The organism is Variovorax sp. V118 (genome assembly GCF_041154445.1).
In the GTDB taxonomy this organism is placed as follows: domain Bacteria; phylum Pseudomonadota; class Gammaproteobacteria; order Burkholderiales; family Burkholderiaceae_C; genus Variovorax; species Variovorax boronicumulans.
Genome location: NZ_AP028663.1, coordinates 2,313,723 through 2,334,417, shown reverse-complemented (window position 1 = coordinate 2,334,417; position 20,695 = coordinate 2,313,723). Strand labels below are relative to the sequence as shown.

The following is a 20,695-nucleotide window of genomic DNA, read 5'->3' as shown; positions in this document are numbered from 1 at the left end:
CGGCACAGCGTGCGCGACGGATTGTATTGAAGCCATGCGCCCCCAACTTCTCGAGCCATGGCCACCAAGAAACAAGACACCTCCTCCCGCATCGCCGACAACAAGAAGGCCGCCTACAACTATTTCTTCGAAGAACGCTTCGAGGCCGGCATGGTCCTCGAGGGCTGGGAAGTCAAGTCGCTGCGCGAAGGCAAGGTGCAGCTGACCGACGGCTACGTGGTGATCCGCGACGGCGAGCTGTTCGTGGTCGGCTGCCAGATCAATCCGCTCAAGAGCGCCTCGACGCACGTCAATCCTGATTCGGTCCGCACCAAGAAGTTGCTGCTGCACAAGGAAGAGATCAAGCGCCTCGTCGGCAAGGTCGAACAAAAGGGCTACACGCTGGTGCCGCTGAACCTGCACTGGAAGGCCGGCAAGGTGAAGTGCGAGATCGCGCTCGCCAAGGGCAAGGCCGAGCACGACAAGCGCGACACCATCAAGGACCGCGAAGGCAAGCGCGAAGTCGAGCGCGCGATGAAGAGCCGCAACCGCTGATTTTTCTTTTTTGGGCGGCATGGAATAAAACGCGCGCTGCGGGCGTTTGTGCGGTGTCATCGATCGTCGATGCCATCAACCCAGGAGTCTTTCCATGTCACCTATCCGCATGTCCTCCGTCGGCATCGCCGCCGCACTGCTCGGCAGCCTGCTCGCCCTCCCCGCGTTCGCCCAGCCCAAGGCCGCCGATGGCGCGCTGGTCGGTGCGAACGGCATGACGCTCTACACCTTCGACAAGGACACGGCCGGCAGCGGCAAGTCGGCCTGCAACGGCGGCTGCGCCACCAACTGGCCGCCCTTCATGGCAGCCGACAGCGACAAGCCCAGCGGCGACTTCACCATCGTCACGCGCGACGACGGCAAGAAGCAATGGGCCGCCAAGGGCTGGCCGCTGTACTACTGGGTGAAGGACACCAAGCCGGGCGACAAGACCGGCGACGGCGTCAACGGCACCTGGAAAACCGCCAAGCCCTGAGTCCGACAGGCTCCCGGCCCACCCATGGACGCCCGCCTGCTGGTCGAGCACATCCCGAGCCTGCGCCGCTATGCGCGCGCACTCACGGGCAATGCCTGGGCGGCCGACGACCTGGTGCAGGACACGCTCGAGCGCGCCTGCGGCAAGTGGCGGCTCTGGGTGGTGGGCACCGACCTGCGTGCCTGGCTCTTCACGGTCATGCACAACCTCTTCGCCAGCCAGGTGCGACGCCGGCCGCCACCGCATGCAGTCGTGCCACTGGAGGATGTAGCACCCGAGCAGCTGCAAGGCGGCGCCGACCCGAGCCTGGGCCTCGACCTGCAGCGCTGCCTGATGCTGCTGCCCGAAGAGCAACGCGCCGTGCTGCTGCTGGTGACGCTCGAAGACCTGTCCTACACCGAGGTGGCGAAGGTGCTCGGCATTCCGATCGGCACCGTGATGTCGCGCCTCTCGCGCGCCCGCCTTCGTCTGCAGGAACTGATGGACGGCGCCGCCGCGTCCAGCCGCCCCGGCCTGCGCCGCCTCAAGTGACGTGAAGCACCCGCCATGACCCGCCCCACTCTGCCCCCCACCGACGACGAGCTGCACGCCTGGGTCGACGGCCAGCTGCCGCCCGAACGCCGCGAGGCGGTCGAGGATGCGCTGGCGCGCGATCCGGCCGTGGCGGCCCGCGTGGCGGCCTGGCATGCCCAGCGCGACGCCTTGCGCCGCCTGCATGGCGGTCTGCTCGACGAGCCCGTGCCCGCGCCGCTGATGGGCGTGCTCGAACGGCGCCGCGCCGAGGCCGGTCGCTCGGCCCCCTGGCTGCGCTGGGGCGGCATGGCTGCCGGCCTGCTGATCGCCTTCGCCGCCGGCTGGCTCGGCAATGCCCAGTGGTCGGGCGCGCCGCGCGCGGCCGGTGCCTCTTTGGCACGCGCACCGGCCGTGCGCGAGTTCGTGCGCGACGCCTCGGTGGCCCACGTCGTCTACACCCCCGAGAAACGGCACCCCGTCGAAGTGGCCGCCGCCGAACAGCAGCACCTGGTGCAGTGGCTGTCCAAGCGCCTCGACCACCCGCTCAAGGTGCCCGATCTGTCCTCGCTCGGCTACACGCTGGTCGGCGGACGCCTGCTGCCCGGCGAAACCGGCGCGCGCGCGCAGTTCATGTTCGAGGACGCGGCGGGTGAACGCATCACGCTGTACATCGGCACGCTCGACGCGCAGGCCGCGGACGCCGCTGCCTCGCGCGAAACCGCCTTCCGTTTTGCTTCGGACGGCGCCGTGCCGAGCTTCTACTGGGTCGACCGGGGTTTCGGCTATGCCGTGGCCGGTCGCCTGCCGCGCGATGCGCTACTGAGACTCGCGACCCTGGCCTACCGCGAGTTATCGTAGCGACGGCATAAACTGCCGGTTCGCGCATTCACCTGGCTTGTTTTCGCGATTGATTTTTCAACTGAAGGAGAAACTGCATGAAATTGCTCAGCGCCTCGATCCTCGCAGCGGCATTGCTCGCCGGCTGCGGCGGCATGTCCACCAAGACCGCTGGAGCGCCCGACACGCCCACCCGCACCGCCGACGGCGTGCTGGTCGGCCCGAACGGCATGACGCTCTACACCTTCGCCCGCGACACCGCCAATGCCGGAACCTCCGCCTGCAACGGCCAATGCGCCACCAACTGGCCGCCGCTCGCCGTGGCCGACGCCGCCAAGCCCATGGGCGGCTACACCATCATCGTGCGTGAAGACGGCAAGAAGCAGTGGGCCTACAAGGGCTGGCCGCTGTACTACTGGGCCAAGGACACCAAGGCCGGCGACAAGACCGGTGACGGCGTGGCCAACGGTGCCTGGAAGGTTGCCCGTCCCTGATGCCGCTGATGTGATGGCGTCGGTCTGAACCGGCGCTTTCAGCGACCCAAGCCTCGGCATCTGCCGGGGCTTTTTTCATGGTGCACGGCAGAATGGCCCGATGACTTTTGCCGACACCCACCCGGATGCCTTCCACGCGCTTGTGTCCCACGGCCTCATCACCGACGCGCAGCACGATGCCGCGCTCGCGCACCCCGAGGCCCCCGCCCTGCCACCGATTCCCGGCCCCGCGCATGCGCTGGCCTGGATGCGCCTCAAGAACCTGATCGCCGAGGAAGAACTGGATGCGGCTGTGGAACGCCTCGAAGCCGCCTCGCCGGCCGTCGCGGCGTTCACCGAAGCGGAAGACATCGCCTACGACGCGGACGACCTGCTGGACCTCGGCAAGACCGGCATCACGCACGAGGCCGTGATCGCACTGTTCAACGAAGGGCTGATCGACACCGAAACCCGCGACCTGGCGCTGCGCGCCGCGCCCCTGACCGGCGCGTCCGCCGCCCTGGGGCCCACGCTGGGCTGGCTGGTGACCGACGGCCTGCTCGACACGGAACCGTTCGAAGCGCTACGCGTCCGTGTCGCCGCCGAGCCGGCCTTTGCGACGGCCGCCGACCACCGACGCATCCTCGACGAAGCCCAGGCGATCGTCGCCGCCGACGAGCAGGAGACCGCCGACATGCTCAAGGAGTTCGCGCGCAGCCAACGAGCCAGTTGGCGCAACTTCGGAATGATCGTGGTGGCCGTCGTGATCGTGATCGGCTGGTACCTCTTCGGCCGCTGAGGGCGGCGAAAGGTCAGTGCGCGCCCGGCAGCGCGCTGTCCGCCAGCGTGGTGCGGCGCCCGCGCAGCGCGAGCAGCTCGTTGAACACCAGCGCGCCGATCACGAGCACGCCGCCCGTCAGCACGCTGGCCGCGGGCGTCTCGCCGGCGCCCAGCCAGGCCAGCGCGATGCCGAAGATCACCTCGAGCAGCGCCAGCAACGCCACCTCGGGCGCCTTGAGCACCTGCGCGCACAGCACCGACAGCACGCAGGGAATCGCCAGCTGAAAGACGCCCAGGAAGGCCAGCAGCCCCAGGTCATGAGGGCCAGCATGAAACGGCCAGGCCAGCGGCAAGGTGACGAGCGCGGAGAACGTCGCGCCGATCAGTACCGCAGGCACCAGGTCGACATCCTGCCCCTTGGCGTGCGCATGCTGCACCACGGTCCATTGGGTCGCGCCGGCCAGCGGCACGCACAGCGCCACCAGCGTGCCGACGAGCGACCCGCCGCCACCGCCCAGCAGCTGCGTGCCGTACATCCAGCCGATGCCCAGCCCGGCGACCACGATGGCCGCCCAGGTGCGTGCGGGAAGCTTGTGCCCGATGAAGAGGCGCGCGGCCAGTGCGGTGAACAGCGGCCCGAGCGACATCGTGACCAGCACGCTCGCGGTGGAGGTGAGCGTCAGCGCCACCATGAAGGCCGTGAACATCACGGCCCAGCAGACGCCCGAGATCCACAGCGAGCGCCCGCCGCGGCGCAGCAGCGAGAACACCGCCCGCCCCCGCCAAAGCGGCAAGATCACCAGCAGCGCCAGCATCGTGAAGAGGCTGCGCCAGAAGGTGATCTCGAAACTGTGCGCCTGCGCCAGGTGCCGCGTGACAACGCCCGCCGTGCCCCACATGAGGGTCACGGCGACCATCAGCCCGACGGCTGCGCCATGCGTGAGGCGCATGAAGCGACGGCGCCGGCGATCAGGCGGCCGTTTCGCGGCCGGCGCGCTTGCGCTCGTTTTCCTTCAGGAAACGCTTGCGCAGGCGCACGCTCTTGGGCGTGATTTCGACCAGCTCGTCGTCCTCGATGAACTCGACACCGTATTCCAGCGTGAGGTCGATCGGGGGCGTGATCTTGATCGCGTCTTCCTTGCCGCTCACGCGGAAGTTGGTCAGCTGCTTGGTGCGCGTGGCGTTCACGACGAGGTCGTTGTCGCGGCTGTGGATGCCCACGATCATGCCTTCGTACACCGGATCGTTCGCCTTCACGAACATGCGGCCGCGGTCGTCCAGCTTACCCAGGGCGTAGGTGAAGATTTCACCGTCGTCCATCGAGATCAGCACGCCGTTCTTGCGGCCGCCGATGTCGCCCTTGTGCGGCTCGTAGCTGTCGAAGATGTTGCTGATGAGGCCCGAGCCGCGCGTCAGGTTCAGGAATTCGTTCGTGAAGCCGATCAGGCCACGCGCCGGAATGCGGTACTCCAGGCGCACGCGGCCACGGCCGTCCGGTTCCATGTTGACGAGCTCGCCCTTGCGCTCGCCCAGTGCCTGCATCACGCCGCCCTGATGGCCTTCTTCGATGTCGGCCGTGACCATTTCGATGGGCTCGTGCTTCTCGCCGTTCACGGTGCGGAACACCACGCGCGGCTTGGACACGGCCATTTCATAGCCTTCGCGGCGCATGTTTTCCAACAGGATGGTCAGGTGCAGTTCGCCGCGGCCCATGACTTCGAAGATGCCTTCTTCGTCGGTCTCGTTCACGCGCAGCGCCACGTTGTGCTGCAGTTCCTTCTGCAGGCGGTCCCAGATCTGGCGGCTGGTCACGAACTTGCCTTCGCGGCCGGCCAGCGGGCTGGTGTTCACACAGAAGTTCATGGTCAGGGTCGGTTCGTCGACCTTGAGCATGGGCAGCGGCGCGGGGTTGTCCTTGTCGGTCACGGTGACGCCGATGCCGATGTCGGCGATGCCGTTGATCAGCACGATCTCGCCGGGGCCGGCTTCGGTCGATTGCACGCGGTCCAGGCCCTGGAAGGTCAGCACCTGGTTGACGCGGCCCTTGATGCTCTTGCCGTCCGGGCCTTCCATGACCAGCACGTCGGACATGGGCTTGAGCGTGCCCTGGCTGATGCGGCCCACGCCGATGCGGCCGACGAAGGTCGAGAAGTCGAGCGCGGAGATCTGCAGCTGCAGCGGCGCGTTCGGGTCACCCTTTTGCGACGGCACGTGCTTCAGGATGGTGTTGAACAGGGCCGACATGTCGGGGCCCCACTGCTCGCCAGGAGCGCCTTCTTCGAGCGACGACCAGCCGTTGATGCCCGAGGCGTACACCACGGGGAAGTCGAGCTGTTCGTCGGTCGCGCCGAGCTTGTCGAACAGGTCGAAGGCGGCATTGACCACCTTGTCGGGGTTCGCACCGGGCTTGTCGACCTTGTTCACGACCAGGATCGGCTTCAGGCCCAGGGCCAACGCCTTCTTGGTCACGAAGCGCGTCTGGGGCATCGGGCCTTCCTGCGCGTCGATCAGCAGCACCACGCCGTCGACCATCGACAGTGCGCGTTCCACTTCACCGCCGAAGTCCGCGTGGCCCGGGGTGTCGACGATGTTGATGTGCGTGCCTTCCCAGGTCACGGCGCAGTTCTTGGCCAGGATCGTGATGCCACGTTCCTTTTCGATCGCGTTGTTGTCCATCACCGTGTCGACGACCTTCTCGTGCTCGGCGAAGGTGCCCGACTGGCGCAGCAGCTGGTCGACCATGGTGGTCTTGCCATGGTCCACGTGGGCAATGATGGCGATATTGCGGATTTGCTTGGTACTCATGGTGTCGCTTCGGTCTGTGGTGCGTTCAAAAGAATTTGCTGAATTTCGATGGGGTTCAGCAAGCGCCCCGGGATCAGTTCGCCGGCGCTCACGTGGGCGGTGCCCAGGAACGCCTGCGGGTCGGTGCCGAACACGGCCACCGCCTCGGCATCGGCCCAGCCGCCGCGGCGGCGCAGGCCCGAGAGAAAACGTGCGGCATCTTCGGCCGCGAGCGTGACGCGGCTGTGGCCGTCGACCAGCGCTTCGGGAGGCAACAGGCGTGCCAGGCGCTCGTCTTCGGTCATGGCTTCGAGCGCTTCGATGGTGACGCACTGCGCCTGCCCGAAGCCGCCCGTGGCCGTGCGGCGCAGCGAGGTCAGGTGCGCGCCGCAACCCAGTGCCTCGCCGATGTCCTCGCCCAGGGTGCGAATGTAGGTGCCCTTGCTCACGCTCGCCACGATGCGAATGCTGGTGTCATCCAGCTGCGTCAGCGTGAGCTGGTGAATGACGACGTCGCGCGGCGCGCGCTCGATCTCGATGCCTTCGCGCGCGTACTCGTACAGCGCCTTGCCGTCCTTCTTGAGCGCGCTGTGCATCGGCGGCACCTGGCGGATGGGGCCGGTGAATTGGGCCTGGACGCGGGCCAGGTCTTCGGGCGACATCTGCACCGGGCGTTCGGCGATCACTTCGCCTTCGGCGTCACCCGTGGCGGTCTTGACGCCCAGGCGCGCGACCGCCTCGTAGGTCTTGTCGGCGTCCAGGTGCAGTTGGCTGAATTTGGTGGCGGCGCCGAAACACAGCGGCAGCACGCCTGTGGCGAGCGGATCGAGCGTGCCGGTATGGCCCGCTTTTTCGGCGCGCAGCAACCACTTGGCCTTTTGCAAGGCCTGGTTGCTGGAAAACCCCAGTGGCTTGTCGAGCAGCAACACCCCATGCACAGGGCGCCGCTGCACCCGTGTGCGTGGCGCGTTCATCGCTAGTCGTCTTTCGAGCGCGAAGCAACGGCCTGTGCGATGAGCGCGTTCATGTCGGCCGCACGCTCGGTGGTGCGGTCGAACAGGAAGTGCAGCGTCGGCACGGTGTGGATGTGCAGGCGCTTGAACAGGCCGTTGCGCAGGAAGCCTGCGGCCTGGTTCAGCGCTTCGGTGGTCTCGGCCACGTCGCCCGTGAGCAGGCTGAAGAAGACCTTCGCATGCGCATAGTCGGGCGTGACCTCGACCGCCTGGATCGTGACCATGCCCACGCGCGGGTCCTTCAACTCGCGCGCGATCAGCTCCGTCAGATCGCGCTGGATCTGGTCGGCGACCTTGAACGCGCGGTTGGGTGCGGCTGCTTTTCTTTTCGGCATGGCCTCTTTCGCGTCGAACGCTTACAGCGTCCGGGCGATTTCCTTGATCTCGAAGAATTCGAGCTGATCGCCTTCCTTGATGTCGTTGTAGTTCTTGAGCTTGATACCGCACTCAAAACCTTCGCGGACTTCGCGGACATCGTCCTTCATGCGCTTGATCGAGTCGACTTCGCCGGTGTAGATCACCACGTTGTCGCGCAGCAGGCGGAAATGCGCACTGCGGTTGACCGAGCCCGAAGTGACGTACGAGCCGGCCACGGTGCCGATCTTCGAGGCCACGAACACCGTGCGGATCTCGGCCGAGCCGATGATCTCTTCGCGGCGCTCCGGTGCCAGCATGCCCGACATCGCGACCTTGATCTCGTCGACGGCGTCGTAAATGATGCTGTAGTAGTTCAGCTGAACGCCATTGCCTTCGGCCAGCTTGCGCGCACCGGCATCGGCCCGCACGTTGAAGCCGATCACGACCGCCTTCGAGGCGATGGCGAGGTTGATGTCGCTTTCGCTGATGCCGCCGACGCCGGCGTACACGATCTGCACCTTGACTTCTTCGGTCGCCAGCTTGAGCAGCGACTGAGCCAGGGCTTCCTGCGAGCCCTGCACGTCGGCCTTGATGATGATGCGCAGCGTCTGCACTTCGCCCGCCGACAGATCGGTGAACATGTTCTGCAGGTTCGCGGCTTGCGCCTTCGCCAGCTTGGTGTTGCGGAACTTGCCCGCGCGGTAGGTCGCGATTTCGCGCGCACGGCGCTCGTCGGCCATCACCATGAACTCGTCGCCCGCTTGCGGCACTTCGGTCAGACCCTGGATTTCGACCGGGATCGACGGACCTGCCGACTTGGTGGCTTTGCCATCTTCGTCCAGCATGGCGCGCACGCGGCCATAAGTGGAACCGGCCAGCACCACGTCGCCGGTCTTGAGCGTGCCGGACTGAACCAGCACGGTCGCGACCGGGCCGCGGCCCTTGTCGAGCTGGGCTTCGATGACCAGGCCCTTGGCGGCGGCATCCACCGGCGCCTTGAGTTCCAGCACTTCAGCCTGCAGCAGCACCTGCTCGAGCAGGTCGTCGATGCCCTGGCCGGTCTTGGCCGACACCGGCACGAACGGCACGTCGCCGCCGTACTCTTCGGGCACGACCTCTTCGGCCACCAGTTCCTGCTTCACGCGGTCCAGGTTGGCGTCGGGCTTGTCCACCTTGTTGATCGCAACCACGATCGGCACACCCGCCGCCTTCGCGTGCTTGATGGCTTCCTTGGTCTGGGGCATGACGCCGTCGTCGGCCGCCACCACCAGGATCACGATGTCGGTGGCCTGCGCACCACGGGCACGCATGGCGGTGAACGCCTCGTGACCCGGGGTGTCGAGGAACGACACCATGCCGCGTTCGGTTTCGACGTGGTACGCACCGATGTGCTGCGTGATGCCGCCGGCTTCGCCCGCGGCGACCTTGGCGCGGCGGATGTAGTCCAGCAGCGAGGTCTTGCCGTGGTCGACGTGACCCATGACGGTCACGACCGGTGCGCGCGGCAGGGCTTCGGCCTGTTGCGCCGACACGTCCTCGTCGGTGAAGGCTTCGGGGTCGTCCAGCGCGGCAACCACCGCGTTGTGGCCCATTTCCTCCACGATGATCATCGCGGTGTCCTGGTCGAGCGACTGGTTGATGGTCGCCATCATGCCCAGCTTCATCAATTGCTTGATGACTTCCTGCGCCTTCACGGCCATCTTGTGCGCGAGCTCGGCGACCGTGATGGTCTCGGGCACGTGCACTTCGAGCACGCGCGCCTCGACCGGTGCGGCCGGTGCGTGCTGCTCGTCATGACCGCCACGGTCGTTGCCGCGACGGCCACGCGGGCCTCCGCGCCAGTTGCCGCGGCTGACACCCCCGCTGGCATCGCCGCGGGTCTTGATTTCCTTCTTCTTGGCAGGATCGCCGGCCCAGCTCGACGAGAGCTTGGCGGACTTGACTTCCTTGCCAGCACCGGCGGCGGCCGGCGCTGCGGCGCCAGGGGCCGCAGGGGCGCCCGGGCGGCCCGGCGGCGTGGCCGGCTTGTGCAGCGTGCCCTTGACCGTCGACTTTTCAGGCTGCGGCTTCTCCGGCGCCTTGTGCGGCACCAGCACGCGGGCCGGTGCGTTCATCATGGCGCGGATGGCTTCGGCTTCGGCCAGGGCCTTGCGGCGACGCTCGTCGAGGTCCTTGGCGCGGGCGGCTTCTTCGTCGGCACGGGCCTTCGATTCGGCGGCGGCCTTGGCCTTGGCGTCTTCCTTGGCCTGCGTGGCGGCGTTCTGTGCGGCCAGCTTGGTGTCGGCAGCCTGCTTTTCGGCAACGGCAGCGGTTTCTGCAGCAGCAGCAGCGGCAGCCACGGCGGCCGGTGCGGCCGGGGCAGCCACCGGCTGCTTCGCGGCTTCCTTGGCCGAGGCGGCGGCGGCTTCAGCGGCCTTCTTCTCGGCGGCGATGCGCGCAGCTTCCTGTTCGGCCTGTTCGGCGCGCTCGGCCTTTTCGGCCTGCTCGCGCTCGCGGGCTTCGGCTTCTTCGCGCTGGCGACGCTTCTCGGCCAGCTCTTCTTCCTGGCGGCGGATCAGCTCGGCCTGGCGGCGTGCGTCTTCCTCGCGGCGGGCCAGTTCGGCTTCGTCGATCTGGGGTGCTGCCGGTGCGGCGGACGTTTCGGCCGCCTGCTGCTGCGCGCCTTCGGCCGTGGCCGGGTGGCCTTCATCGCGCTGGATGAAGGTGCGCTTCTTGCGCACTTCGACCTGAATGGTGCGGGCGCGACCGGTGGCGTCGGCCTGCTTGATCTCGCTGGTCGACTTCTTGGTCAGCGTGATCTTCTTGCGCTCGGGCTCGGCCGTGCCGTGGCTGGCCTTCAGGAAGCCGAGCAAGCGCTGCTTGTCGGCCTCCGTGAGTGCATCGGTGGCGGCCGCTTTGGGCACGCCTGCGCTCTTGAGCTGGTCAAGCAAGGTTTCGGGAGTCTTCTTGAGCTCGTTCGCGAACTCGGCGACAGTGGTACTGGACATATTGCTTTCGTGCCTCCATACCGTCACTCTTGGCCGGCGAACCAATGTTCGCGGGCTTTCAAGATGAGGGCTTTGGCGTCATCGGCGCTCAGGCCGGTGATTTCGGTGAGTTCATCGACCGCGAGGTCGGCCAGGTCGTCACGGGTGTTCACACCCGCTTCAGCCAGCTGCGGAATCAGGTCGGGATTGAGGCCTTCGAGGTCGCGCAGGTTCTGCGAGACGGTTTCGACACCTTCTTCCTTGGCGATTTCCATGGTCAGCAGCGCATCCTTTGCACGGGCGCGCAGCTCATTGATGGTGTCTTCGTCGAAGGCCTCGATCTCAAGCATCTCGGAGATCGGCACGTAGGCCACCTCTTCGAGGCTGTTGAAACCTTCCGAAATCAGGATGTCGGCGATTTCCTCGTCGACATCGAGCTTTTCCATGAAGAGCTTGCGGCTGGCATCGGTCTCGGTCGCCTGCTTCTGGGCCGACTCGTTCGCGTCCATGATGTTGATCTTCCAACCGGTGAGGTCGGAAGCCAGGCGCACGTTCTGGCCGCCGCGGCCGATGGCGATCGCGAGGTTTTCCTCGTCCACCACCACGTCCATGGCGTGTTTTTCTTCGTCGACCACGATCGACGAGACATTCGCCGGCGCCAGGGCACCGATCACGAACTGGGCCGGGTCTTCGCTCCACAGCACGATGTCCACGCGCTCGCCGGCGAGTTCGTTCGTGACGGCGTTGACGCGGGTGCCGCGCACGCCGACGCAGGTGCCGATCGGGTCGACACGCTTGTCATGCGAGAGCACGGCGATCTTGGCGCGCGAACCGGGGTCGCGGGCGCAGCTCTTGATTTCGAGCAGGCCTTGTTCGATCTCGGGCACTTCCTGGCGGAACAGCTCGATCATGAACTCGGGGGCCGAACGCGACAGGATGATCGGCGCGCCGCGCAGCGTCAGGTCGACCTCCATGATCATGGCCCGCACGCGGTCGCCGTTGCGCAGGTTTTCCTTGGCGATCATTTCGCTGCGGCGCAGGCGGCCTTCGACGCGCCCGGCTTCCACGATGATGTCGCCCTTGTCCAGGCGCTTGACGGTGCCCACGAAGATCTTGTCGCCGCGCGACATGAAGTCGTTGAGCAGCATCTCGCGCTCGGCGTCGCGGATCTTCTGCAGGATCACCTGCTTGGCAGCCATGGCACCGATACGCCCGATCGGCACCGAATCGACGGATTCCTCGATGTATTCGTCGACCTCGATGTCGGGCATCTCCTCACGAGCCTCGAAGAGCAGGATCTCCTGGTCGGGCAGTTGCAGGCCGGCTTCGTCGGGAACGACGTGCCAGCGGCGGAAAGTTTCGTAGTCGCCGCTGTCGCGATCGACCGCCACGCGAATATCCACGTCACCCTGATGGAGCTTCTTGGTGGCTTGCGCCAGTGCGGATTCGACCGCGCCGAAGACCACGTCGCGCTCGACGTTCTTCTCGCGCGAGATCGCATCCACCAACATCAACATTTCGCGATTCATGCCACCACTCCTCTTGTTCAGTCCGGAACGTTCGTTCCGTCGTCAATATCCGAAAAACCCGGTTGGGTTTTGGCCTTGCGGCCCTTGAAATCCACAATCGGCGCGAGCCGCGCATCGCGCAGCTCGTCCAATACGAAGCCCAGCGCATGCAACGGTGCAGGCGCGCGCTTCTTGCTCACTTTTTGACCCGGCTTGGTCTCGGGCGCATCGCTCCAGACGATCTGCCAACCCGAACCGCCTTCAGCACGCTCCAGCGTGCCGCGAAACTTCTTGCGATTGGCCGACACCTGGCCCGCCGCGGCAGCGCCCATGGGCGCCTTGAGGGTGATGTCGATCACCGCGCCCACGAATCGCTCGAAATCCTGCTCATTGCGCAAGGGGCGATCGATACCGGGCGAGGAGACCTCGAGCCGCTTGTAATCGACCGCATCGACTTCCAGCGCGAATTGCAGCTGGCGCGTGACCTTCTCGCAGTCTTCCACCGTCACGAAGGGTTCGGGCACGCCGGCCGCCACATCTTCAGAGGTGGGGGGCGTCCAAGGCAAATCAATCGTCACGCGCAGCAATCCACCGGCCGAGCGCTCGACCTCGACCAGGTCGTAGCCGAGACCGGCCACGGTTTGTTCTACTGTTTGCTGCAATGCCACGTGTTTGAAAGCGCCTTCTGAATCAATGCCCAAGCCGCAGCACCCGCCCACCACGGATGCCACGACGCCAAATAATTGCTGCTTGAGAATGCATAGACCAAAAAAAACGGGCGGTTGGTACCCGCCCGTTTGGTCGTGAGCCTCGAATTATATGCTATTCGCGTGCATAAATGAAGGACATCGGTATTCAGGCGGCCACAGGGCGCCGGTATTTCGACCAGACCACGGCAAACAGCACCGCGCCCAGGGCCAATGCGGCCGCCGCCGCCAGCAAAGGCAGCTCGAAAGAACCGGTGCGCTGGGCCAATGGCGCCGCAAACAGCGGCCCGATGATCTGCCCCACCCCGTAGGACGCCGTGGCATAGCCGATCAGCCCGGCCGCGGCATTGCCGCGCAGCCGGCGGGCTTCCCGCATGGCGAAAAGCGTGATGGCGGTGAAAGGCATGCCGAGCAGCAGGCTGCCCAGCGCAAAACCCGCAATGGTCGGCCAGGCCACCGAAAAAACGACGCCGAGCGCCTGCAATGCATAAGCGGCGGCCAGCAGCAGCCGGTTGTCCCAATGCACCGGGGCGCGGGCGCCGATCAATGCGCCCGGAATGATGGCTGCGCCGAACAGCGGCCAGAAGAAATCCGGCCACGGCGATCCCGGCAGCGCCTGCCGGGCGATCACGGGCAAGAAAGTGGCCGTAATGATGTAACCAAAGCCTGCCAGCCCATAGAGCGCGACCAGCCAGATCGCATCGCTGCGGGCTGACGCCGACCCCGAGGCGCTGCCCGTTGCAACAGCCGGACTCGCCACCGCCCCGCCCGCCGCCGCCCCCACCCGCTCGCCATCGTCGAACACCCGCCAGATCACCGCGACCAGCACCACGGCCAGCAACCCGAGACCGATCCAACCCGCCTCCGAACCCCAGCGACCCAGCGCCCCGCCCAGCAGGCCGGTCATGGCGATCCCGATGCCCGGCCCGGTGTAGATCACGCCGGCCAGCGTGGGCGCGTTCGTCTCAGCCAGCCGGCGCAGCCCCCAGCCCGAGGCGAACACGAAAACCCAGGCGCTCATCACCCCGGCCGCCGCGCGCAGCACGCCCCAGCCGACGAAGCTGTGCAGCAGCCCCATGCCGACCAGCAAGGCCGCCGTGGCCAGCAACCCGCCGCGCACCATGCTCGACGCCTTGATGCCGATGGCCGCGCAGCTGACCGCGCCGAAGAAATAGCCCAGGTAATTAAGAGACGCCAGCAAACCGCCGCCGGCCAGCTCGAGCTTTCCCTCGCTCAGCATGATGGGCAGCATGGGCGTGAAAGCGAAGCGCCCCAGGCCCATGGCCACCGCCAGCGTGACCATGCAGGCCAGCGCCGCGCGCCAGGCACCGCGCCGGTCGTGTCCGATATTCGACATTACTACCCGTCTCCGTTTTTTATTCCAGCAGCGCCGCCGCCACCAGCTTCTGTGTGTAGGGATGCTCGGGGGCGTCGAGGACGCGCAGGGCCGGCCCGGATTCGAGGATCGCGCCGTCCTTCATCACGATGACCTGGTGCGCCATGGCGCGGATCACCTCGACGTCGTGCGTGATCAGGAGGTAGCTCAGCCCCCGTTCGCGCTGCAGCCGCTGCAGCAGGCCGAGCACCTGCTTCTGGATGGTCACGTCGAGCGCGCTGGTGGGCTCGTCGAGCACCAGCAGCCGCGGATCGACGATCAGCGCCCGGGCGATCGCCAGCCGCTGGCGCTGCCCACCCGAGAACTCGTGCGGATAGCGGTCGAGCAGCGCGGGAAACTGCGCCTCGCCCAGCCCCACGTCGGCCAGCGCCGTGAGCGCGCGCGCCCGGCGGGCCGCGGCGTCGAGTTCGGGCGCATGCACGCGCAGCCCCTCGGCCACGATCTGCTCGACCGTCATGCGCGGCGAGAGCGACGAGAACGGGTCCTGGAACACCACCTGCATCGTGCGGCGCAGCGCGAGGTCGGAGGCGCGGTCCACCGCCCAGCCCTTCCCCGTCACCTGCAGTTCGCCCCGGTGCTTGAGCAGGCCGAGCGCGGCCAGCGCCAGCGTCGACTTGCCCGAGCCCGATTCGCCAACCACGCCCAGCGTCTCGCCCGGCGCAATCCGGAAATCGGCGCCCTGCACGGCAACGAACTCGCCTTTGCGGAACCAGCCCGCGAAGCCGGGACGCGACACCGGATAGCTCACGCGCAGCGCCCGGGCCTCCAGCACCGGCGGCGCCGCGCCGTCGGCGGCCGCCTCGGCCACGTCGCGCGCCGGATGGCTGTCGATCAGCTTGCGGGTGTAGGCATGCTGCGGCGCCTCGAACACCGTGCCCACCGGGCCGTGCTCGACGATGTGGCCGCGCTCCATCACCGCCACGCGGTCGGCAAAACGGCGCACCAGGTGCAGGTCGTGGGTGATGAGCAGCACGGCCATGCCGTACTTGCGCTGCAGCTCGGCCAGCAGCTCGAGGATCTGCGCACGCACCGTGACGTCGAGCGCCGTGGTCGGCTCGTCCGCCAGCAGCAGGCGCGGCTTGCAGGCCAGTGCCATGGCGATCATGGCGCGCTGGCGCTGCCCGCCCGACAGCTGATGCGGATACGACCTCGCCCGCCGCGCCGGCTCGGGAATTCCGGTGTCGGCCAGCAGCTGCACCGCCGCCTCCTGTGCGGCGCGGGCCGACAGCCCTTCGTGCAGCTCGAGCACCTCGGCGATCTGGTCACCCACGGTGTACAGCGCATTGAGCGCGGTCATCGGCTCCTGGAAGATCATCGCGATCTCCTTGCCGCGGATGCCGCGCAGCTCGCGCTCCGGAATGGACAGCAGGTCGCGGTCGCGCACCGCGCTGCGCCTGCGACCCCGACAGGGTCGCCACCCCAGCGAGGTCGGCGTTCTGCACCAGCCGCAGCAGCGACAGCGCCGTGACCGTCTTGCCCGAGCCCGACTCGCCGACCAGCGCGAGCTTTTCGCCCGCCGCGATCTGCAGGTCGATGCCATGCACCACCGGCTTGCCGCCGAAGGCGACGCGCAGCCCCTTCACGTCGAGCAAGGGCTGGTTCTTTGTTGTGTCGCGCATCGTCGTCATTTGTCGGCCTTCCGGGGGTCGAGCGCATCGCGCAGCGCGTCGCCCATGAAGGTCAGCAGCATCAGCGTGACGACCAGCACGCAGAAGGTGGACAGCGAGATCCACCACGCATCGATGTTCCCCTTGCCCTGGCTCAGCAGTTCGCCGAGCGACGGCGTGCCGGGCGGAACGCCCAGGCCGAGGAAGTCGAGCGAGGTCAGCGCGAGGATGGCCGCGCTCATGCGGAACGGCAAAAAGGTGACGACCGGCACCATGCTGTTGGGCAGGATGTGGCGCCACATGATCTGCAGGTTGCCCACGCCGAGCGCGCGCGCGGCGCGCACGTAGTCCATCTGGCGGTTGCGCAGGAACTCCGCGCGCACGTAGTCCGACAGCCCCATCCAGCCGAACAGGCTCAGCAGGATCAAGAGCAGCGACACGCTCGGCGTGAAGATCGCGCTGAAGATGATCAGCAGGTACAGCTCGGGCATCGCGCTCCAGATCTCGATCAGGCGCTGGAAGGTCAGGTCGATCTTGCCGCCGAAGAAGCCCTGCACGGCGCCGGTCGCGATGCCCAGCACCACCCCGACCACCGTGAGCGCCAGCGCGAACAGCACGCTCACGCGAAAGCCATAGATCAACTGGGCCAGCAGGTCGCGCCCGCGCTCGTCGGTGCCGAGCAGGTTCGCGTGCGAGGGTGCGGCGGGGTTCGGCGGCTTCGAGAAATAGTTGAGCGTGGCCGGGCCGTAGCGGTTGGGCGCATACAGCGCCCAGTTGTCGCCCTGCGTGATGCGCTGCTCGATGAAGGGGTCGAGGTAGTCGGCCGGCGTTTCGAAGTCGCCGCCGAAGGTCTTCTCGGAATAGTCGCGCAGCACGGGGAAGTAGGTCTGGCCTTCGTAGCGCACCACCAGCGGCTTGTCGGTGGAGAGCACGTCGGCGAACAGGCTCAGCACCACCAGCGCCGAGAAGACGACCAGGCTCCAGAACCCCAGCGGGTTGCGGCGGAAACGGCGCCAGGCACGGCGCCCGGGGCTCACGGACACGGCGGCGGCTTCAGTCAAACTTCACCCTCGGATCGACCCAGACGTAGCAGAGATCGGAGATGAGCTTGGTCACCAGCCCGATCAGCGTGAACAGATACAGCGTGCCCAGGAACACCGGGTAGTCGCGCCGCAGCACGCTCTCGTAGCTCAGCAGGCCCATGCCGTCGAGCGAGAACAGCGTCTCGATCAGCAGCGCGCCCGAAAAGAAGGCGCCGATGAAGGCAGTCGGAAAGCCCGTGATGATCGGGATCAGCGCGTTGCGGAACACGTGCTTCCACAGCACCTGACGCTCGGCCAGCCCCTTGGCGCGCGCCGTTAGCACGTACTGCTTGCGGATTTCCTCCAGGAAGGAGTTCTTGGTGAGCATCGCGGTGATCGCGAAGCTGCCCAGCACCATGGCCGTCACCGGCAAGGTGATGTGCCACAGGTAGTCGACGATGCGGGCGCCCCAGCTCAGCGACTCCCAGTTCGGCGAGGTCAGCCCGCGCAGCGGGAACCACTGCAGCTGGCCGCCGAAGATCACCAGCAGCGCCACGCCCAGCACGAAGCCCGGGATGGCATAGCCGACGAGCACCAGCAGCGTCGTGAAGAAGTCGAAGCGCGAGCCCGCGCGCACGGCCTTGGCCACCCCGAGCGGCACCGCGATCAGGTAGCTGATGAAGAAGGTCCACAGCCCCAGGCTGATCGACACCGGCAGCTTCTCCTTGATGAGCTGCCACACGTCCTTGCTCTGGAAGAAGCTCTTGCCCAGGTCGAAGCGGGCGAACTGCTTGAGCATCTGCCAGAAGCGCTCGGGGGCCGGCTTGTCGAAGCCGTAGAGCGCCTTGATCTCGGCCACCTGCTTGGCGTCGAGCGTGCGGCCGGTGGGGCCGCCCGAGATGCGGTTCTCCTTGTTGGTGAGTTGCGAGAGCAGCTGCTCGGCCGGACCGCCCGGCACGAACTGCACGATGGCGAAATTGAGCAGCAGCACGCCGAACAGCGTCGGAACGATCAGCAGGAGGCGTCGGATCAGGTAGGCGGCCATGCGTGTTCTTGTTCTCTTACTTGGCGCTCGGCTCGATCCACCACATCGTCAGCATCGCCGACCCCGCGAGCAGGCGCTGCGGCAAGGGCGCGTCCGGGCGACGCAGCTTTCGCTTGTGGGCAATGAAATACTGCTTGCCGTAGTACATCGGGGTCATGTAGTGCTGGTGGAGCAAGTAGCGGTCCAGCAGCCGCGCGGCCGCCGCGAGCGAGGCGCGGTCGTGGCTGTTGACGATCACCTCGACGATCTCGTCGACCACCGGATCGCTGATGCCGCTCAGGTTCTGGCTGCCCTTCTCGCTCGCCGATTTCGAGCCGAAGTCGTCGTACAGCTCGTTGCCGGGACTCGACGAGCCACCGACGAGGCTGATGGCCATGTCGAAGTCGAAGTCGTCCAGCTTCTTCTTCAGCAGGCTCGGGTCGCGCAGGCGGTAGTCCAGCCGGATGCCCAGCTTGCCGAGGTTGCGCGCATATGGCGCGAGCACCACGCCCGAGCTGCGATCGGCGATATCGATGGTGATCACGAACGGCGTGCCGGCCTTGTCGCGCAGCGCGCCGTCGCGGTAGGTCCAGCCGGCCTCCTTCAACAACTCCTGCGCCTTCACCAGGTTGCGCCGCAGGCCTTCGGCGGTGTCGCCGCTGCTGTCGGGACGCGGCAGCTCGCCCTTCGTGTTGTCGAGGTAGCGCTGCCGGGTCTTGAGCTTGTCGATCAGCGCCTGCTCCTCGGGGCTGACCTCGGGCTGGGCCATGAGGTCGTCGCTGTTCTGGAAGTAGCTCTGGGTGCGCCCGCGGCGGCTGTAGAACAGGTGGGCGTTGAGCCAGTCGAAGTCGAAGGCCAGCGCCAGCGCCCTGCGCACGCGCACGTCGGCGAAGCGGGGTTGCCGCAGGTTGGGCGCCAGGCCCTGCATGCCGGTGAAGCGGCGATGCGCGATCTCTTCCTTGACCAGCTCGCCGGAGTCGAAGCGGCGGCCCTTGTAGCGGCGCACCCACGCGATGATCGAGCGCTCTTCCATCGCGTCGAGCGCGCCGGCCTTGAGCGATTCTTCCTCGCCGAGCGAGTCCTTGAAATACTGGTACGACACCGTGTCGTAGTTGAACATCCCCTTGCGCACCGGCAGATTGGCGGCCCAGTAGTCCGGGCGCCGGCGGTAGGAGATGAACTTGCCGAAATCGACCCTGTCCACCACGTACGGCCCGCTCGCGATCGGCGCCTCGGTCACGATCTGGTCGAAGGGCTTGCCCTTGCCCCAGGCGCTGGAGAACACCGGCAGCCCGCCGATGATCATGTGCAGCTCGGCGTTCTGGCGCACGAAGTCGAAGCGGATGGTGCGCTCGCCCGTCACCACGGCCTCCTTGATGTCGGCCCAGTACGAGCGGAAGGTCGGCCCGGCCGCCTTGCTGCGCAGGGTGTCGAAGGAGTACTTCACGTCCTTCGCCAGCACCGGCGAGCCGTCGGAAAACCGCGCCTTGGGGTTCAGCCGGAACGTGACGCTCAAGCGGTCGGGCGCCAGCTGGATGTCTTCGGCCAGCAGGCCGTACTGCGAGAAGGGCTCGTCCTCGCTCGGCGTGGTCAGCGAATCGAAGAGCAGGCCGTACTCGGAGAACACGAAGCCGTTGGCGCTGTAGCCCATGCCCACCGGGGGCACGCCGCGCAAGGTGAAGGGGTTGAGCTTGTCGAAACTGCCGGCGGCCGACAGGGTCAGGTCGCCGCCCTTCGGGGCGTTGGGGTTCACGTAGTCGAAATGCGTGAACGACGCCGGGTACTTGGGCTCGTAACCCATGCCCAGCCCGTGCGCCGCCCACGAGGGCAGCGCCAGGAGCGCCAACATCCAGAGCAGCCAACCTCGCATGCGAGAATTCTGCCCAAGATTTTCACGAGGCAACTTCATGGGCTTTCTTTCCGGCAAGAAACTGTTGATCACCGGTGTGTTGAGCAATCGCTCCATTGCATATGGCATTGCCAAGGCCTGTCACGACCAGGGCGCGGAACTCGCCTTCAGTTATGTCGGCGAGCGATTCAAGGACCGTATCACCGAATATGCCGCAGACTTCGGCTCGAAACTGATTTTCGACTGCGACGTGGGCGACGACGCGCAGATCGACAAGCTCTTCGCGGACCTCGCCCAGACCTGGCCCACCTTCGACGGCTTCGTGCACAGCATCGGCTTCGCCACGCGCGAGTCGATCGCCGGCGACTTCCTGGAAGGCCTCTCGCGCGAAGGCTTCAAGATCGCGCACGACATCAGTGCGTACAGTTTCCCGGCCATGGCCAAGGCGGCCCTGCCCTACCTCAACGACAAGTCGGCCCTGCTCACGCTGACCTACCTGGGCGCCGAGCGCGCGCTGCCCAACTACAACACCATGGGCCTGGCCAAGGCCTCGCTCGAAGCCTCGGTACGCTACACCGCCGCCTCGCTCGGCCCGAAGGGCATGCGCGTGAACGGCATCAGCGCCGGCCCCATCAAGACGCTCGCCGCCAGCGGCATCAAGAGCTTCAGCAAGATCCTCACGGCCGTGGCCGACGCCTCGCCGATCCGCCGCAACGTGACCATCGAGGAAGTCGGCAACGTGGCCGCCTTCCTGCTGAGCGACCTGGCCAGCGGCGTCACCGCCGAGATCACCTACGTGGACGGCGGCTTCAGCAACGTGGTCGGAGGCATGGCGGAGTAATTTCCCCTC

General features: G+C 66.7%; 18 protein-coding genes and 1 pseudogene. 7 read left to right on the top strand and 12 right to left on the bottom strand.

What is annotated here, in order from left to right; all coding sequences use genetic code 11:
* Window positions 1–57 precede the first annotated feature (57 nt).
* The 6 genes from smpB to ACAM52_RS10645 all read left to right on the top strand — a co-directional run bounded on the left by smpB (window position 58) and on the right by ACAM52_RS10645 (window position 3,631).
* Window positions 58–534 (top strand): SsrA-binding protein SmpB, encoded by a 477-nt coding sequence (gene smpB, locus ACAM52_RS10670; protein WP_062477854.1) that lies wholly within the window; start codon window positions 58–60, stop codon window positions 532–534.
* Between the two features lie 94 nt (window positions 535–628).
* Complete coding sequence (locus tag ACAM52_RS10665; RefSeq protein WP_070060766.1) at window positions 629–1,009, top strand: hypothetical protein; 381 nt, start codon at window positions 629–631, stop codon at window positions 1,007–1,009.
* A gap of 24 nt (window positions 1,010–1,033) precedes the next feature.
* Entirely contained in the window at window positions 1,034–1,540 is a 507-nt protein-coding gene (locus ACAM52_RS10660) for a sigma-70 family RNA polymerase sigma factor (protein WP_062477860.1), read from the top strand.
* 15 nt (window positions 1,541–1,555) lie between these two features.
* A complete protein-coding gene (locus tag ACAM52_RS10655) occupies window positions 1,556–2,380 on the top strand; it encodes an anti-sigma factor (protein WP_369646970.1) in 825 nt (274 codons plus the stop codon).
* A 77-nt stretch (window positions 2,381–2,457) separates the two neighbouring features.
* On the top strand, window positions 2,458–2,853 hold the full coding sequence (locus tag ACAM52_RS10650; protein WP_062479812.1) for an ATP-binding protein: 396 nt from the start codon (window positions 2,458–2,460) through the stop codon (window positions 2,851–2,853).
* Window positions 2,854–2,953: 100 nt separating this feature from the next.
* On the top strand, window positions 2,954–3,631 hold the full coding sequence (locus ACAM52_RS10645; protein WP_369646969.1) for a hypothetical protein: 678 nt from the start codon (window positions 2,954–2,956) through the stop codon (window positions 3,629–3,631).
* Between the two features lie 13 nt (window positions 3,632–3,644).
* On the opposite strand, the gene ACAM52_RS10640 is transcribed toward ACAM52_RS10645, so the two are convergent.
* The 12 genes and pseudogenes from ACAM52_RS10640 to ACAM52_RS10585 form a co-directional block, all read right to left on the bottom strand.
* Entirely contained in the window at window positions 3,645–4,562 is a 918-nt protein-coding gene (locus ACAM52_RS10640) for a DMT family transporter (protein ID WP_369646968.1), read from the bottom strand.
* Window positions 4,563–4,581: 19 nt separating this feature from the next.
* A complete protein-coding gene (gene typA, locus ACAM52_RS10635) occupies window positions 4,582–6,417 on the bottom strand; it encodes a translational GTPase TypA (RefSeq protein ID WP_062479817.1) in 1,836 nt (611 codons plus the stop codon).
* The gene (gene truB, locus ACAM52_RS10630) at window positions 6,414–7,370 is read right to left on the bottom strand and encodes a tRNA pseudouridine(55) synthase TruB (RefSeq protein ID WP_369646967.1); all 957 of its coding nucleotides are present in this window, start codon (window positions 7,368–7,370) and stop codon (window positions 6,414–6,416) included. The genes typA and truB overlap by 4 nt, the downstream gene beginning before the upstream one ends.
* Window positions 7,371–7,372: 2 nt before the next feature.
* Window positions 7,373–7,744 (bottom strand): 30S ribosome-binding factor RbfA, encoded by a 372-nt coding sequence (gene rbfA / locus ACAM52_RS10625; RefSeq protein ID WP_070060772.1) that lies wholly within the window; start codon window positions 7,742–7,744, stop codon window positions 7,373–7,375.
* Between the two features lie 21 nt (window positions 7,745–7,765).
* Window positions 7,766–10,753, bottom strand: coding sequence for a translation initiation factor IF-2 (gene infB / locus ACAM52_RS10620; RefSeq protein ID WP_369646966.1), 2,988 nt, complete (start codon window positions 10,751–10,753; stop codon window positions 7,766–7,768).
* Window positions 10,754–10,776: 23 nt separating this feature from the next.
* A complete protein-coding gene (gene nusA, locus ACAM52_RS10615; RefSeq protein WP_062479821.1) occupies window positions 10,777–12,261 on the bottom strand; it encodes a transcription termination factor NusA in 1,485 nt (494 codons plus the stop codon).
* Window positions 12,262–12,278: 17 nt separating this feature from the next.
* Complete coding sequence (gene rimP, locus ACAM52_RS10610) at window positions 12,279–12,908, bottom strand: ribosome maturation factor RimP (RefSeq protein ID WP_095745389.1); 630 nt, start codon at window positions 12,906–12,908, stop codon at window positions 12,279–12,281.
* Between the two features lie 187 nt (window positions 12,909–13,095).
* Window positions 13,096–14,304, bottom strand: coding sequence for a YbfB/YjiJ family MFS transporter (locus tag ACAM52_RS10605; RefSeq protein ID WP_369646965.1), 1,209 nt, complete (start codon window positions 14,302–14,304; stop codon window positions 13,096–13,098).
* A 19-nt stretch (window positions 14,305–14,323) separates the two neighbouring features.
* A pseudogene (locus tag ACAM52_RS10600) lies at window positions 14,324–15,962 on the bottom strand (ABC transporter ATP-binding protein).
* Window positions 15,963–15,967: 5 nt separating this feature from the next.
* A complete protein-coding gene (locus ACAM52_RS10595; RefSeq protein WP_062479825.1) occupies window positions 15,968–17,011 on the bottom strand; it encodes an ABC transporter permease in 1,044 nt (347 codons plus the stop codon).
* On the bottom strand, window positions 17,004–18,017 hold the full coding sequence (locus ACAM52_RS10590) for a microcin C ABC transporter permease YejB (protein WP_062479827.1): 1,014 nt from the start codon (window positions 18,015–18,017) through the stop codon (window positions 17,004–17,006). The genes ACAM52_RS10595 and ACAM52_RS10590 overlap by 8 nt, the downstream gene beginning before the upstream one ends.
* 16 nt (window positions 18,018–18,033) lie before the next feature.
* Window positions 18,034–19,866, bottom strand: coding sequence for an extracellular solute-binding protein (locus ACAM52_RS10585; protein WP_369646964.1), 1,833 nt, complete (start codon window positions 19,864–19,866; stop codon window positions 18,034–18,036).
* Window positions 19,867–19,903: 37 nt separating this feature from the next.
* Between ACAM52_RS10585 and fabI the strand changes: the two genes are divergently transcribed.
* Window positions 19,904–20,686, top strand: a complete 783-nt coding sequence (gene fabI, locus ACAM52_RS10580; protein ID WP_062479830.1) for an enoyl-ACP reductase FabI — start codon at window positions 19,904–19,906, stop codon at window positions 20,684–20,686.
* Window positions 20,687–20,695: the final 9 nt, after the last annotated feature.